At 40.4% G+C, this 16,232-nt stretch carries 17 protein-coding genes and 2 pseudogenes; 3 read left to right on the forward strand and 16 right to left on the reverse strand.

Annotated elements, in window-relative coordinates; all coding sequences use genetic code 11:
* The 11 genes and pseudogenes from NSB03_RS10710 to NSB03_RS10760 all read right to left on the reverse strand — a co-directional run.
* On the reverse strand, nucleotides 1-272 hold a 272-nt coding region (locus tag NSB03_RS10710), incomplete at its 3' end, for a hypothetical protein (RefSeq protein WP_257466384.1).
* A gap of 252 nt (nucleotides 273-524) precedes the next feature.
* A complete protein-coding gene (locus NSB03_RS10715) occupies nucleotides 525-1,118 on the reverse strand; it encodes a hypothetical protein (protein WP_128824312.1) in 594 nt (197 codons plus the stop codon).
* A gap of 38 nt (nucleotides 1,119-1,156) precedes the next feature.
* On the reverse strand, nucleotides 1,157-2,404 hold the full coding sequence (locus NSB03_RS10720; protein ID WP_257466385.1) for a type II toxin-antitoxin system HipA family toxin: 1,248 nt from the start codon (nucleotides 2,402-2,404) through the stop codon (nucleotides 1,157-1,159).
* Between the two features lie 3 nt (nucleotides 2,405-2,407).
* Nucleotides 2,408-2,728, reverse strand: coding sequence for a helix-turn-helix domain-containing protein (locus tag NSB03_RS10725; protein WP_024987107.1), 321 nt, complete (start codon nucleotides 2,726-2,728; stop codon nucleotides 2,408-2,410).
* 198 nt (nucleotides 2,729-2,926) lie between these two features.
* Entirely contained in the window at nucleotides 2,927-4,222 is a 1,296-nt protein-coding gene (locus NSB03_RS10730; RefSeq protein ID WP_257466386.1) for a hypothetical protein, read from the reverse strand.
* A 17-nt stretch (nucleotides 4,223-4,239) separates the two neighbouring features.
* A complete protein-coding gene (locus tag NSB03_RS10735; RefSeq protein ID WP_024987109.1) occupies nucleotides 4,240-5,007 on the reverse strand; it encodes a metallophosphoesterase in 768 nt (255 codons plus the stop codon).
* Entirely contained in the window at nucleotides 5,004-5,591 is a 588-nt protein-coding gene (locus NSB03_RS10740) for a metallophosphoesterase (protein ID WP_024987110.1), read from the reverse strand. Before NSB03_RS10740 ends, NSB03_RS10735 begins: the two co-directional genes overlap by 4 nt.
* 487 nt (nucleotides 5,592-6,078) lie before the next feature.
* Nucleotides 6,079-6,354, reverse strand: coding sequence for a hypothetical protein (locus NSB03_RS10745; RefSeq protein WP_021862420.1), 276 nt, complete (start codon nucleotides 6,352-6,354; stop codon nucleotides 6,079-6,081).
* A 760-nt stretch (nucleotides 6,355-7,114) separates the two neighbouring features.
* Complete coding sequence (locus tag NSB03_RS10750; protein WP_167482591.1) at nucleotides 7,115-7,261, reverse strand: hypothetical protein; 147 nt, start codon at nucleotides 7,259-7,261, stop codon at nucleotides 7,115-7,117.
* A 5-nt stretch (nucleotides 7,262-7,266) separates the two neighbouring features.
* A pseudogene (locus NSB03_RS10755) lies at nucleotides 7,267-10,495 on the reverse strand (type I restriction endonuclease subunit R).
* Between the two features lie 11 nt (nucleotides 10,496-10,506).
* A pseudogene (locus tag NSB03_RS10760) lies at nucleotides 10,507-10,702 on the reverse strand (helix-turn-helix domain-containing protein).
* Nucleotides 10,703-10,825: 123 nt separating this feature from the next.
* On the opposite strand from NSB03_RS10760, the gene NSB03_RS10765 reads away from it, so the two are divergent.
* Both NSB03_RS10765 and NSB03_RS10770 read left to right on the forward strand, forming a co-directional pair.
* On the forward strand, nucleotides 10,826-11,653 hold the full coding sequence (locus tag NSB03_RS10765) for a GIY-YIG nuclease family protein (RefSeq protein ID WP_024987111.1): 828 nt from the start codon (nucleotides 10,826-10,828) through the stop codon (nucleotides 11,651-11,653).
* 91 nt (nucleotides 11,654-11,744) lie between these two features.
* Nucleotides 11,745-12,257 (forward strand): DUF6155 family protein, encoded by a 513-nt coding sequence (locus NSB03_RS10770; RefSeq protein ID WP_024987112.1) that lies wholly within the window; start codon nucleotides 11,745-11,747, stop codon nucleotides 12,255-12,257.
* A 101-nt stretch (nucleotides 12,258-12,358) separates the two neighbouring features.
* Here the strand turns inward: NSB03_RS10770 and NSB03_RS10775 are convergent, their stop codons facing one another.
* From NSB03_RS10775 to NSB03_RS10790, 4 genes are all read right to left on the reverse strand, one after another.
* Entirely contained in the window at nucleotides 12,359-12,634 is a 276-nt protein-coding gene (locus tag NSB03_RS10775; protein WP_024987113.1) for a hypothetical protein, read from the reverse strand.
* 138 nt (nucleotides 12,635-12,772) lie between these two features.
* Nucleotides 12,773-13,402, reverse strand: coding sequence for a hypothetical protein (locus NSB03_RS10780; RefSeq protein WP_024987114.1), 630 nt, complete (start codon nucleotides 13,400-13,402; stop codon nucleotides 12,773-12,775).
* A 17-nt stretch (nucleotides 13,403-13,419) separates the two neighbouring features.
* Complete coding sequence (locus NSB03_RS10785; protein ID WP_235827589.1) at nucleotides 13,420-13,605, reverse strand: hypothetical protein; 186 nt, start codon at nucleotides 13,603-13,605, stop codon at nucleotides 13,420-13,422.
* Nucleotides 13,606-13,650: 45 nt separating this feature from the next.
* Entirely contained in the window at nucleotides 13,651-14,253 is a 603-nt protein-coding gene (locus NSB03_RS10790; protein WP_242357833.1) for an ATP-binding protein, read from the reverse strand.
* Nucleotides 14,254-14,935: 682 nt separating this feature from the next.
* Here NSB03_RS10790 and NSB03_RS10795 point away from each other — a divergent pair.
* The gene (locus tag NSB03_RS10795) at nucleotides 14,936-15,349 is read left to right on the forward strand and encodes a secondary thiamine-phosphate synthase enzyme YjbQ (RefSeq protein WP_024987116.1); all 414 of its coding nucleotides are present in this window, start codon (nucleotides 14,936-14,938) and stop codon (nucleotides 15,347-15,349) included.
* Between the two features lie 35 nt (nucleotides 15,350-15,384).
* Here the strand turns inward: NSB03_RS10795 and NSB03_RS10800 are convergent, their stop codons facing one another.
* On the reverse strand, nucleotides 15,385-16,191 hold the full coding sequence (locus NSB03_RS10800) for a TrmH family RNA methyltransferase (RefSeq protein WP_024987117.1): 807 nt from the start codon (nucleotides 16,189-16,191) through the stop codon (nucleotides 15,385-15,387).
* Nucleotides 16,192-16,232: the final 41 nt, after the last annotated feature.

Below are 16,232 nucleotides of genomic sequence, written 5' to 3' on the forward strand. Positions count from 1 at the left end.
CTTATCGGAGCTTCACCTTCGGGCTGTCTCACTTCCATTTTCACGGTTGGACTGTTGCAGGGATTGCCGGTTATCTGCACCTTGGCTACCTTGGGCTGTTCCACCTGGACTGTCTTGCCTAACTTCTCACTCCATAGCTGGTGGCGCTGCCAGTTCATGAACTTGTCGTAATTCACTCCATAATCCGCACAGAACTCGCGAAGGTCTTTGGTTTCGCAGCACAGCTGATAGAGGTCGTACACCTCCTGGTAGTTTACTTTTTCTTTTGCCATAATCTTTGTTAGTAATTGGTTATGCCGCAAAGATATGCTGGGTTGCGATGCGTGTCAAGGCGGAAAATAGAATGGTTACATAGTTCACTGTCTGAATTAATCCATACATCCTAAATTCACCAAAACGAAGCGGTTAACCATTCTACCATATCAACCGGCTGGTTGATATGGTAGCTTTCTTTATCATACTCAATCTATCATATGATATGCAAAAATACATCTTTTTCTTTATTTTATGACAGATTGTTACTTTTATTCATCATATAGAAAAGTCCAGTCTTTAACAGCATATTCCTTTTCAAACTCCGCCAAATCTCCCTTAATGCGTTCACGGAAGCTCTCTTCGCTATCATCGCCACTCATCATCCAATCTACGCGAGTTGCATATATTTCTGCTATGAGCATTTGCCGATATGCCTCCTTCATTGCATTTGTCGTCTCATCTGACAGTTCCAATACATCAGCATCATCCGGATAACGATCATAACAACAATGATAGATTGAGTATAATACTGGAATTTGTTCACCATCAGGAGTATCAGACATATTATGCGTTGTTGACTGGAATATTATGTCATCTGCGATAAAAAGGTCTGCATATTTTTGTTCTGCCTTGATGATAGTTTTATCTCTCAGGAGAAAAGATTCTGCATCTTCATAACTAGCAAACTTCATATAGCTGTTATAGTTATGGAATGAGCTAAAGCTGTCTTTCTCATAAATTACCCAATAATCCATATGCTCCTTCTCTGGCTTTGGCTGTAAAGCTCTCGCAATATCACGCTCCATAGTATCTGCGATTTCACGCATTGCATATGTGCTCCTATCAAAATATCCTCCACTCATAGTTATTTTTCTCCTTATCAAATTTAAATACTACCATATCATTCATCCAATACTCCTGAAAACATATCCATCTCTCTTTTGGAAATACTCAATCGTGTTGCCAGTTCTCGCCATCCTTTCACGGCTTCAATCACTTCTGAAATAATCTTTTCTGCCGTTTTTGGGTTAAGCATATAATCTTCGCTGGCATCCAGCAAAATACTCAGCTCTGCTTTATTAGAAGTTGATGAAACAAGCAAACTTTGATATTCATTCAAAGTTGGATTCATATCGTATGCAGGAGAAAGCGTCCAACCTTTTGCAGTCAAAAGAAAACCGTGATTACGGAAATGGTCATCGCTATTACCAATGCAGATATTGAAAGCCACACGGCGATAGAGTTCCTGCAGATTCTCTTCTACATTCGTACAGTTCTGGATTATGAAATCTACTATATCCAGATAACCGTGCCCTGTAGTTGCATTATCGCCGTCATTAAGACCCAATAAAGTCATGGCAGAAGCAAAATGAATCCGTTTCCCCTCTTGGGTTCTGTCGAAGCGTTGCGAAAGCAACGTATGATATTTCTCTCCTGTTGCCAGCACTTTGGTCTTTGCGGCATTTATACCGGATTTTGCAGCAAGAAGATGGCTGAAATGCTCCCAAAGTCCTGCATCGTAATCATCTTTGCGAGATGGGAACTTGGCTATACAAAGCGTTTTATCCGTGTCTATCACACTGGCTTTAGGTCTTGCGCCACCCAGTGAAGAACCGGGCTGCACGAGTTGGGCAACCCATTTCCTGTCAGGCAGGACATTCCCCTCTTCGCTTTTCTCGATTTCCGCACTGGCTGCAATCAACTCCCTTATATCCGTCAGAGGTGGGATTTTCAACGACTCACTTACATTTATAAATCCTCCGTCTTTTGACTCCTTGAAACGGAAAGCACCCATTCGGGAAAAGTCATCGATACCAGTCAAAAAATCGAAAGAAGACAGTCTCCGTACCGGTCGCTTCTCTTCCATCGCAGCAATCTGCTCACGTCGCAACAATAGCGTTCGCCCCCAACGATCCGGCAGGGCATCCGAGAAACATCCGAATATATCTTTCTCCGGTTGCGTATATTGCTGTCCCGGATAATTATTCAGGTCATCACTCAGGAACAAATCTCCATGTTTCTTCAGCCATTCATCGCTGAAGGTAAAGCAATAGCTGTCCGAGCCACGAAGAGATTCATAGCCTAACTCGCCAACGAGTTCTGTTTCCTTGAGCCAATCAAAATCGGCATAAACACATAGCGTCTTCATCGTTTACTCCTTTTTTGAAGCACGTTCCCTCGTCTTCAAACTCAAATCCTGCAAGGTTTTTCCCAATTTGTCTTCTTTGGCCAACCACAGAATATCATCATCAAGCTGTAAAGCATACAGCACACGCAAATAGATTCCGATTGCTACGGTCGGTGCACCTTTCTCTATTCGGGACACAGTCAATGGAGAGCAAGTGGCACGTTCCGCCACCTGAGCCACACTCAGATTCCTGCGCAAGCGAGCCAGTTTAATCTGCTCTCCCACAACTGACATTTTCTGCTCCAACTTTCGGGGCAACTTGGTTCCCATTGTATTTTTAGCCATAATCAACTTATCATATAAGATGCAAAGATATTACTTTTTACCTATTTAATGATATATTGCGGACGCAAAAATCACAAATTCAAAAGATACGACTATTAAATACTGATTTTGCTACCAAAATAGAGATTTCAAAGAAGCAGACTTCTACCTTTATCTATGTTATAGTCAAGATAAAAGCCAGCTTCTTCAATTTAAGCATCACTCGATGGGCTTCACCAATTCTTCATCCTGCCATTCCGCAAGAGAAACAATCGCATTGTATTGCTCCAAAGTCAAATCCGATTCACTATCGTCTGAGCATTCGTATTCCCACGGCAGTTCGTAAACAGTACCTTCTTCCTGATAACCCATATAGTTATGGTACGTATTAGGAATTAACCGCACATAATCTTCTTCGCGCAGAATCCTCAAAAGTTTCTCGGCATCACGAATCAATAATGGCACTCCGACCTTATATAGAGCAGTGGCAACCTCAATGGCCAGCTCGACATTTGCCGAGTAGCTATTAGAAACAACTATCATCCAACCCTGCTGTGGCACCTTCGATGCAATGATGTTCAAGCGCGAAAACCCCAACTCGCCATAGTGGTCTGTTGCAAACCGTATAAAATCCTCCGGGCTGTCAATGTCATAGAGTTTATCTACATCTACGAATTTCACTCGTTTGTAATAGACTACATCTCGCAGTTCTTCCGGGATATTCGGTTGTTCTTCGTAGAGACGGTTTCCAATACTTCGCTTCCGGTAGTATGCCTCATAAGCCTCGTTAGCGATACGATAATATGTGCAATATTGCCGAATGGTCATAGTCTTCAGATGAAGTGCGGAATGTTCCTTCGCAGAATCCTCCAAAGCCTTTATCGCTGTTTCCCGATCTTCCACATTAATCTTAAAGCTCGGAGCTATCCTATTGAGTTCCTTTCGTGCAATCCGCCCAATCCGTTGCTGGCACGGCAGATTGTGCGCCACATAGTCGTTGAACCCATCAGGATTTGCAACAATAACATCAACCAGCCTCTGCAAATAGCAGAAAAGTCGGGCAAGGGAATCCTGATACCATCCGTCATCTGATTCTCCGTCGGCACAAGAGGAGCGATTTGTTATGACGAAATGCGCATGTTTTCGGTCTGTAATGCGAATCGACCGAAACTCTTCGTATTTATAAGAGGTAACATGAAACCACTGCGTTTCCGTTGGATTGAACGCAAGCCAGTCCGCAAGGAAGGCTTCTTTGCTTTGATACTCTCCCGAAGCAATCAGTTCCTCGACATCACCCCATTCCTCTGGAGTGGGTCGCGGTACCACAATGTAGAAGCCACGGTATTCATCATCCCCCATTACGGTAAGTTGCTCGAACTGATGCTGAATTTCAACTAGACGTTCCAGCATATTGCCGCTAACTGTGATTTCACAATGACGCATTTCACCCATTGCTTCTATATGCGAAGCGTTCAAGCCAACCTCATTTGCCAAATCAATAAAGAGTTTTCTCATCCATTGCTTAATGATCATTAAATTTCAACATGCTTTTTCGGATCAAACCCATTCACAATGTGCTCATTCGCAAAAATATATCCCATCTGATTACAGATTACTTTTGTACTACCAATCTCTGTGTCTATATTGGTATGTGAATGTCCATAAATCCAAATATCTATCCGACTGTTGGCAATCCAATCACCATATTCGCTAGCAAATGCACTATTCAGTACGGAGTTCTTGTGCTGTGGATCAATCACCTCCAAAGTAGGCAAATGATGAGTAACCACCACAATATGACCAGCCGTGCTCTCTTCGACACTTTTCCGGATAAAATCAATACAGGTCTCATGCATCCGATTGAATTCCTCTACCTGTAACAATTTTCCGTCAAATTTGATTTGGCGAAAGTCATTCATACCTTTCCACACGAAATACTCGTCATTCGGGTTAATCCGTGACCATAGCGTACTCAGGACAAAATCGGTATCATCGATACGGATTACCTGATTCTGATAGAACCCTACATTCTCACGGAACATCCACTTCCATTGTAGCCCTCGTTCCATCACGTCCGAATAATTATAGTATTCGTGATTGCCGGGAACAATCAGAACCTGCCTGTAATTATCCGAAGCCCATTTCCAGAATTTCATCATAGGAGCTATCCTATCCCTAAGATAGAATATATCTCCAGCCAAAACCAGCACGTCACCGGTAACAGGCAATTCATTATGCTTTAAATATCTGCTGTTCTCCCTGAACTCCAGATGTAAATCGCTCATGTATTGTATCTTCATTGCTCTTTCATTTTTGATTCTTCAACTTGTTTTTCAATAATTGTCTTCACCTGTGCAAATGAAACCGGCATAAAGTTGTTGTTATCAACACCTACGTCATATTGTGTAGGATAGAGGTACTGAAGCCGTGTGGCATCAATCCCAGTGTTATTCTTCCTCGTATGTACATGACCGAACAGTTGCCATACATCTTTATAGCCGCCATCAAAGCACAGAAACGGATAGTGATTCAAATATATCTTCTGTTTATCCACTTCTATATGCATCTGCATGGTCACATGCTCAAACCTATCGATATACCCCTGCCTCAAGTTCTTTAAATCATGGTTGCCGAGAATCAGATATATCTTGCCATTCAATCTATCAAGAATTTTAGTCCATTCAGCTGAACCGCCCAGACAGAAATCACCCAAGTGAAAAACAGTATCATCCAAGCCAACTGTATTATTCCAATTGGAGATAATCGTTTCATTCATCATTTCCACATTCTCAAAAGGTCTGTTGCAGAAACGAATGACATTTCCGTGATAAAAGTGGGTATCAGATGTAAAAAATACTTTGCTGCCATCAAATTTATAATTCATTTCTTCTCAATTTATGTGCATCACTGCACGTTAATAATCTGTTTGTCAATCACCCATCAGACGGAAATGACAGAAAAGCATCGTAAGGTAACTGTCACAAATGGGTATAAAAACAAAATAGTTGGAAAGTTCGGTAAAGACTCTCCAACTATTCAGTTTATATTTTCAATCAGGGTAGAATAAACTACACCATGCTATGTTCTTCGTTGGAAAGTATTTATAATACAAGGTTCAATGCCAAAGACATGAACACACAACACAGATTCAGGACGTTTGTTACCCCAAATTGTGACCTTAGATAATATGTTCATTCTATTTCTCTGCATTGCCAGTTTTTATATCGTTTCAAAAACAGCGCAAAATTAGCAAATAAATCCTATATCACACATTACTTTCCGAGAAAATCCACGTAACCTTTTGGTCTATATGCCACATAAAAACTGAACCTATACAATTAATGCACAGATTCAGTTCCTTATCATTTAGCTCACTCCATTGATTCCCGAATAATCCGCCGAGTCTCTTTCTTATACTCCTTGCGGTCATATTCGAATCCCCTGCACATCCAACAGCTACACGGAGTACCTGTTGTTTTGTAAACTTGTGCCCATTTCTCTTTTGCCAATTCAAACCAACGGGGATGCTCATAATAGCTTCCATCCTCACGAATGATGCAATGACCATAAGCGGCATAAAGAATCATGCGAGCCTTAAACACACGAGCCATTTGTTGGCGTCTCCAAAATTTGTTTCTTTTGTCCATCGTCTCTTTCTATTAAAGTTAGGATGAACGATGATGTTACTTTGGTGAGACTTAATATATCCATAGAATTATACCTTTGAATGTTATTCAGTTTGATGACGCAGAATCTCTTTATACCTTTCCGGGTATAAAGTTGGTACAAATATTCGATATTATATCAGATAAGGTATAATTTACAGAGATTTTGAGTTGTAAATTATGAAGGCTCAGACAAGCACAATATAACAGCTCTACACTTTTTCAAGCGAATAAATCGGATTCGTTACACTTTTTCCAACGAATCACTCCCATTATACGACATTTTTTCAAGCGAATCACAGCATAAATCACCGAAACCAACTTTACTTTATCTCCGTATTCATATATACGTGCATTAAAGTAAAGCTAACAGAGGGAGAAAAAGAAATGGCTTCGCCAAAGCCGAGCCGAACCATATCTACCGATTTTCTTTTTTGGCTGCAAAAGAATCCGAAATCCTAACTCAAAAGCGAAGCAAGATTCGCCCCTCATCAAGACACAAAAGCAACCTGCAAATCCGTAAATCCATCTCCGATTTTGCAGCCTGAATCGGCGAAATAATCACCAATATGCCTTATCTTTGCGAACTGGAGGTTTCGGAGCAAAAGAGAGCCATTTTCCTCTTTTTCCCTTCGTTTGAAGACAAACTAAGGTTAAAAGTGTTAAATCTTCGATTTTTGACGAAAAAACAAGTAAATTTTCGATCAGTCTATCTTTTAATCCATAAACTATTGATAGTCAATTAGCATAATATGCTGCATCGGAATTTATAGAGAAATACCTGAGTGATAATCTTATATTCGTTACCATCGTTTCCCATACCGTATGATTGGCAGGTGGCTTTAAGTCCGTCGATGAGCCTTAATGTTTTTTCTTTAATATCTGACATAATCTTTATGAAATGCCGTAAGTGGCGTTATATTGGTTGATATACTGTTGTGAAATGCGTGTCTGAATAAATTTGTAATCCTCCATTTCGGGCTTTATTTGTGGGAAATGGAACAGACATCCATTGATAAGAGCCATTACCGTACGCCCGAAATAAGCATCCTTTTTCAGAATGTCGTTACGATCATACACTTTGGCATCCACATCCTCTTTTATAATATTGAGAATGGCAGCAATCTCTTCGTCAAGGAAAGAGAACATAGGCTTCTGTCCCTTATCTTCCCTCTGCTTATTCACTTCACGAATACGCTTGTGTACACGAGCAAATTTTTCATCGCCCTTGTACTTTTTCAACAAGACATTATTGCGTTTTTGTAAGTCTTGCAAACGACCGATGATTTCATCCAAAGCCTGTGTTTCTTCGTTGAACTTGGCTATCGTGTCAATCACAAAACCGTGTTCCTTGAAGCGTTCCATAAAGGCTTCACGCAACGAGATAAACTCCGGATCGTCTTGGTCGAAGTTTTGGGTAAATGAAGAAATGGTACGTTGCCATTTCTCTTTCAATTCCACACCACCGGATATAAGGCGCATTTCCTCTTGTCCTATTTTGGAGAAAGTGAATTCTATATCCATCATTGCCTCATTGATTAGAGTTTTCGTTTCTTCATTTGTATTGAAAGCCTCTTTCTGATTGATGATACTTATCCGTCTTTGCACCTCAGAGAGTAGTTGCGGCAACTTGGTGATTTCGAGTTTGGCAAATTGCTCTTTCATCTCATCATCACCAAATGTACGCACGATGTTCGCCATGTTCTTGGCTGATTCCAATGCCTGTTTGAGGTTGAGCAATACAGCTTTATCCTCTTCGGTAGAGATTTCAGAAGAAAATTCTTCCGCATTATCGTATGTGTAATTGAAAAGCGTTTGCCGAACTTTCTTCATCTGATTCAATATCTCTTCCTTGTCCTCAATGACTTGGGTAAAGGTATCGGTGGCAGCAGATTCGCCAGTCTCATCCACGTCATTAAAGCGGTTTAACTCTTGCAAATATGCTTCATTGGTTTCCTTGAAGTTGCGCTTGATGTCGGCAAAGTCAATGACAAAACCGTAACGCATACCGGGATAAGGACGGTTTACACGTGTTATGGCTTGAAGCAGATTGTGGTCTTTCAATTTGCGCCCGAAATACAGGCGTTTCAAACGCGGCGCATCAAAACCAGTCAAAAGCATATTGAAGACAATGAGAATATCCACTGTCATATTTTTCTTGAAGTCCTTGACTATCTGCTTGCGAGTTTCCTTGTCATCCGTATCGTGAAGAATGATTCCGGCTTTCAGCGGTCTGTATTTTGATTTGTAATCCACTTCCGGTTCACCCGCTACATACGAACCATCGGAAAGTTTTATCTTGATGGGCTTCGGCTGATACTTCTGCCATTCTTCTTGAAATACATCATAAAGCCGCCTTGCCTGTTCGCTGGTTTCACAAATGACCATACCGCCTAAAGTATCATCTCCTTGTATCTTGCGAAACTCTTTTAAGTCCGTCATAATGTAACGGGCTAACTCGCTTACATAACTTGGATGCTCTATGATTTCCGACTTACGAATGTCTTTCTTTTGCACAAGGGTTTCCAGTTTATCGTACACATCAGACAAACGCTCTTTATAGGAAGTTTCTATATCTTCACGTATGATTTTCAGCGTGTAGCCATCCGCAATGGATTTATCGTAATAATAGGTATGCAAATAGTTTCCGAACACCTTGCAACTAGCACGTTCCTCTTTTAACAACGGGGTACCTGTAAGTGCGATTTTAACCGCATCGGCGTCGGCATCAAAGAGATTGGCAAGAAAGCAGCCACCGGGTTTATATCCTCGGTGTGCCTCGTCAAGAATGAAGATGCGTTGAAGATTGGTTGCATAATCACTGATGCGTACTTTTTCTTTATCCTCGGCAAAGCGTTGAATGTTCACAACCGTGATTTCTGCCTGTCCGCTTACACCTTGTTGTGCCTGATTACTGCGGAATTGCTCAATCAGTTCGGCTCTTGTATTGGCGGTAGATACAACCAATTCACGAGCTTCAAACTCTTGTGTGGCTTGTTCCAAAAGGTCAAGGCGGTCTACTATGAAATAGAATTTGGCAACCTTATTCTGTTTGGAATAGAAATCGTTGAGAATATAGGTCAGATAGTATGACAAGGCGGTTTTACCACTCCCTTGTGTATGCCAGACTACGCCCGATCCCCCCCTCCGCCAGTTTTTGGCGAATAGCTAACGATGCAAACAATTGTTGGTAACGCATGATATGCTTTTGGTCGGTAGATTCTATCTTGCCATCCACCTCACGCTCCATACGGACATAGGCAATACCATATCTAATGATATACAACAACCGTTCAGGCGAGCACATGGATGTTAGGATTCTGTTTGTAGGGGTGTTGAAATCGAGATTTGTCTGGTACTCAGGACTTGTATGAATGACTTGGCAATTGTAATCAGACAATATCTGTTTTTCCACCGTCTTGTCAATCTCCTTATACGGATAGTCACGATGGAACGGTGCTATTTTCTGACCGCTTAAATTTTCTTCACGGAAGCAATTGAATGGTGCGTATGAACGTGCCCCAGTACAATAGAAAGCCCCTTGTATGGGTACGATACCGCCCAACGCATCATATTCCATATTATTGCTGAATATCATCAACTGCGTAATGTTGATGAAGCGGCGAAACTTTTTATTCGGGAAGCGTTCTTTATTCATTCGTGCGCTCTCTGCCAACATACCACCATGATTGTTGGGTTTCTTCACTTCTACAAAACAAAGTGGCAATCCGTTTACGAATAAAGTAATGTCAGGACGAAATTCGTCCTGTCCGTTCTTACAGGTAAATTCGGCTGTGAAATGAAACGTATTATTCCCAATGTTATCAAAGTCTATCAGCTTTACAGGCGAAACAGCTTTGAGACGGTTATAAAAGCCTCGACCGAGGTCATCATCGTTCAGTTCCTTACGAATATCTTTCAAAACTTGAAGAAACTCTCCCTCATGTCCGGGATTCAGATTCTTAAACTGCCGTTCAAATACCTGCAAAAGAATATTCGTATCACCGTCATAGACCGTGCCATTCTTATCTTCACTCAACTTGCCGAAGTAAGTATATCCTATTCGGGTGAGGTGAACCATTGCAGGCATCTGCACCCGTGTCGCTTCCGAAAACTGCTTCATGTCACCTATCCTTATTTGTCGGTTATCAAATCCTTCAAATCGACCTGCAATATCTCTGCTATCTGTTGCAAGGTCTCCAAATTTGGTTGAATCCTATTACAGGCATAAGCATTTACCATACTAAAACTCTTGTTGAGTTTCTTTGCCAACCATGTCTGAGAGATACCTTTTTTCAGATAATACAGCCTTTATTCTATTCAATTTCATTCTTTGATACGATTCTATAGTGCAAATAGAGCGAATTATATTCGATAATAGTGTATATTTGCATTAAGAAAAGTCAGTTCTTAAATGAGTTATACCTCAAAGTAATTGAATTTAGACATATTTATGGGAAAGACTGTAACAACATATTTAATTGACGGAGATCCTAAAGGAACTCAATACGCATTCATTAGCAACAAAATTTGCCAAATGTTTGTCGTACCACGTTCTAATCTCTCCTATTTGAATACACAAGAGAAGTTACAAAAACCTGCATTTTATATATTACTGGGGGAAGATGAATTAACAAAACCGCAGGCATATATAGGTGAAACGGAAAATTTCAAAGAACGTGTAAAAGATCACGACAGCAAAAAAGCGTTTTGGCAAAAAGCACTCATATTCGTATCGAAAGATGCCGATATGACTAAAGTTGATGTGCAATACCTAGAACATAAAGCGATAGCCGAAGCCAAGAAAGCAAACGCTTTTGTTTTAAGCGATAATAAACAAATCCCTAAAGCACCGAATCTACCAGAGCATCAACAGGACTCAATGGATGAATTTTTCGAAGATGTGAAGTTTCTGGCATCATTTATCGGTTGCAATATTTTTGATGTATCACAACCCAAAGAAGAACATCTATTCTACACCAAAGGTAGAGGATGCAATGCAAAGGGCTTCTATAGTTCCGATGGCTTTACAGTCCTAAAAGGAAGTACTGTTGCCAAAACAATGGTTCCGTCTTTCAACTGGAAAGAAAAACGAGAAAAAATGCTTCAAGATTACACTTCTACTGAGAACGGAATATTGGTATTGACATCAGATAAAACTTTTTCAAGTCCCAGTACTGCCGCAGATTTCTGTATTGGTAGCAGTAATAATGGCTGGTTGATATGGAAAGACAAAGATGGAAACACATTGGATTCAGTTTATAGAAAACAGCTGGATTAATAACATATCAATTGGAAGCATATATGGAAGAAAAAGGATTGTTTGGAAATTAGCAGGAATGTAAAATACACAATCAATTGAAAATCAATCTATGTCAAAAGCAAAGCTAAAAAAACACTTGTTGTCACTTACAAAAGAACAGATAACCGATATTGTTCTTGAACTATACGATGCACGTAAAGAGGCAAAAGATTATCTGGAGTTTTATCTTGCCCCAGATTGCAACGCTGAATTAGAAAAGAGCAAGAAAGCTATCAGAAACGAGTTCTTCCCAACTCGTGGATTTTCCGAAAAGCCGTCATTTGCCAAATGTCGAAAAGTCATTTCCGATTTTCAAAAGCTAAAACCGGAGCCGGCCACTGTTGCCGATTTAATGTTGTTCTATATCGAACAAGGATGCGAATACACACTTGAATTTGGCGATATGTGGGAACAGTTCTATACAACACTGGAGGGAAATTTCGACAAGGCTATGCGCTTTATCTTTCTCAACGGATTGTTAGCCTGTCATTACGAACGGATTGAAAAGCTTATTGATAGCGTATCGAATTGTGGCTGGGGATTTTATGATACATTACAAGATATTTATTCTGAATATCGGTAGTGGTTTTTAATCTTTGATAAAGTCTTGCCCTACACAAATAGTAAGGAACAGAATCTGTGCGCATAATGGCACAGATTTAGTTCCTATCCTGTCCCTTTAAACTACTCCATTGATTCCCGAATAATACGCAAAGTTTCTTTCTTATACTCCTTGCGGTCATATTCAAATCCCCTGCACATCCAACAGCTACACGGAGTACCTGTAGTTTTGTAAACTTGTGCCCATTTGTCTTTTGCCAACTCAAACCAATGAGGATGTTCATAATAGCTTCCATCCTCACGAATGATGCAATGAACATAAGCGGCATACAGAATCATACGAGCCTTAAACACACGAGCCATTTGTTGGCGTCTCCAGAATTTGTTTCTTTTGTCCATCGTCTCTTTCTATTAAAGTTAGGATGAACAATAATGTTACTTTAGTGAGACTTAACGTATCCATAGAATTATACTTTTAATTATCAAATTATAGCAAGCCGTATATCATTCCTAATCTTCCATTTTAAGCATTTCTGATTAGAGAGACCCTTCGTCTTCTTCCTCCTCGAATCCTTCCGATGCATTCGCTATCAAGGCCCTCCCAATTTCCATCTGTAGGTGTTTCGGAAGACGAAGCAACTTTGCCATCAACTGGCTATAAGTGAACTCTACTTTAGTGTCGAGTATTGGTTCTTCTTCAATGCTCGTATCAATTTTCTCAACGATTCCGACCCCCTCTATAAAATCAGAAAAGTCTGGCTCATCAGGCCAATTTTCTATCGTGCCGTCATAGTTGATTCTTAAACGGATATAATCCCCACAATCATCCGTCTCTGGTATTAAGCCATTGGGAACATAACCGGCAATTTTGCATATCACCTTTTTGTCTTTATCAAGTAAGAAATAGGTTCCGCTATCACATACCTTGACTTGAAAATACAAACACCCAAACTCTTGCTTCCAATTCAAGAGCTTATGCGTTTTCAAGTCAATTATAGCTGACCACATTCCCTTAGAGACCAAAGGATACTTGTTTTCATAAAGTTCACCCAACCAATTATCGGTATAACTACACAGTTCCTCATTGAATGGGAGATATATCATAAGATAATGAGCAACTTCGTTCAAATCTTGTTCTCTGATTCCTACTAATATTTGCTTTGCCATAATGCCTTTATTTATAATTAAATGGTAGTCAATAAACTCAAATCAACATCAGGAATGATAACATCCGTTAGCCTATCCTCAACAAGGAATCCCATATAAAGCGGAATGGTGAGTATATCCCCCTCACGTCCTACATTATATTGGCCCAACTTGATTGCATTCTTGACATGATACACATCCTTGTTCTTCAGAACCGTAGTCATGCTTTTTGCCTTACCCGACTTTACCTTGACTTCAAGGATAACGCATTATCTGTACAACAGCTCCATCATTGCCTTGTGAATCCCATTTGGAACAGTTTTTTCGTTCTCAAAGCATGACTTGACAGAATCAATAACCACCTCACCGATTCCGTTTGCCCATAGAAATTCCTCAAAATCCAATGGGTACATATCAATCACGGTTTCATATCCGACAGGAACAGAATCTTGTCCGACATCCTCTTTCTTTTTCTTGCTTTGACCATAGCCTTTCACCCCTAAAAGAGAACCTGTTGCAATAACATCAAAACGTCCGTCTATATGAAATGACTTCAAGGCTGTCCTTGCTTCCTTGCATTCTTGAATCTCATCAAGGATAATACAGGTTTTCCCTTCAATGAAACGACTGCCTTGAATCAGAGCGGAGAGATTGAGAATGATGGTATCGACATCTATATTGCCAGTAAAGGCAGACTTCTTGTCAGCTTCAAGAATGAAGTTCATATAGACCACACTCTCATAATTCTCCCTTGCGAATTTCTGGACAATATATGTCTTCCCACACTGGCGGATACCTTTTATCACAAGGGGCTTTCTGTCCTCAGTCTGTTTCCAGTTGGCTAAATATGTCTCTATTTTTCTTTTAAGCATAGGGCAATCTTATTCTTTCCGCTATAAAATTACACTTTTTCGAGCGAATAAATCAAGATTGAATACATTTTTTCAAGCGAATCACAGTATAAATCACCGAAACGAACTTTACTTTATCTCCGTATTCATATATACGTGCATTAAAGTAAAGCTAACAAAGAGAGAAAAAGATGGCTTCGCCAAAGCCATATCTGCCGACTTTCTCTTTTGGCTGCAAAAGAATCCGAAGTCCTAGCCCAAATGCAAAGCAATACTCGCCCTTCCAAACCACAAAAAGTACACCCCAAAATCCGTTGAAGAATCCGTAAATCTGCCTTCCATTTTACAGCCCGAATCGGTGAAATTATCACCGATATGTTTTATCTTTGCAAAGCGGAGGTTTCGGGACGAAAGAGAGCGGTTTCCCCATTTTCCCTCTGTTTTGAGATAGGCAACGAAGGAAAGTGTTAAATCTTCGATTTTTGACGAAAAAACAAGTAAAATTTTGAGCAATCTATTTTTAAGTTGTAAGCCACTGATAATCAATTATCATAATATATTACATCTGAAAATAGAATCATATTAGAATTCATGAGATATGATAGACTTTACATTTCGTGAATAACAACGCTGCATTGAATCTAATAGGATTTGAGTTGTTTCAAAACTACGTGGAACAAAATAGAAATGAAACTATAATAATATGTGGAAACAAGTAGAATTTGAATTACAGTCACGCAGACGTGGCTTTCATCTTATAACGGGAGAAATACTGCGTAATTTGCCACCATTGCCCAAAGTAGGGTTATTGCATTTATTTATCAAACATACTTCTGCCGGTTTAAGTATTAATGAAAATGCAGATCCTGATGTTCGGGTTGATATGGAAAGCATCTTCAACCACTTGATAAAAGAACGTGAACCATATTATCAACATACTTTAGAGGGAGATGACGACATGCCGGCTCATGCAAAAAGTTCCATTATAGGAACAACCGTCACAGTACCCATTACCAATGGAAAGCTGAATCTCGGAACTTGGCAAGGCATCTATCTCTGTGAATTCCGGGATTACGGTAGTAATCGGAGAATTGTAGCAACTATCAGTGGAGAATAAGTATATGGTTATTATAACTTTGGTACACACTAATCTCAAGATTGTGGAGCACGAAGTTGCCAAAAGGCCACAGCGGCCGCAGCAGCTACATTGAGCGAATCGACGCCATGCGACATAGGGATACGGACTACATAGTCAGCCTTGGCAATCGTTTCACAGGAAAGTCCGTCCCCCTCATTCCCCATCACGATAGCTAATTTAGGTTCAACAGCCAGGATAGGATTATCAATAGAAATAGAGTTGTTCGTGAGTGCCATAGCAGCCGTGCGAAACCCTAAATTCTTCAGTTCAGAGAGAGAACCATCCATCCAAGTCCATGGTACAAAGAAAACACTTCCCATAGATACCCTGACTGCACGGCGGTTTAACGGGTCGCAAGAGGTGTGCGTCAGTAATACGGCATCAATGCCAAGAGCGGCTGCCGAACGGAAAATAGCACCGATGTTGGTTGCATCAACCACATTGTCAATTACCACAATACGCCGGGCTTCTTGACATACTTCTTCCATACTTCGTGGCGTGGGACGACGCATGGCACAGAGAACACCACGTGTCAAGACATAGCCGGTCAGCGTAGCAAGCAATTCCCTGCCACCGGTATAAACAGGTATATTAGAGCAACGCTTAATGATTTCAGCAGCATCACCGACAATATGTTTACGCTCACACAAAATAGCCAAAGGTTCATAACCGGAATCCAAAGCTCTTTTAATAACCTTCGGACTTTCCACAATAAAAATGCCCTTGTCTGGTTCGGTGCGGTTACGTAACTGAGTTTCAGTCAGAGTACTGAACACTTCAACTCCGGGATGGGATAAAGATGATATTTCGATAACAGGCATATTATTACTTATAACTTTCAATTAGACATACAATCGCTTCA

Origin of the sequence: Bacteroides acidifaciens (assembly GCF_024623065.1) — a bacterium.
GTDB classification, from domain to species: domain Bacteria; phylum Bacteroidota; class Bacteroidia; order Bacteroidales; family Bacteroidaceae; genus Bacteroides; species Bacteroides acidifaciens.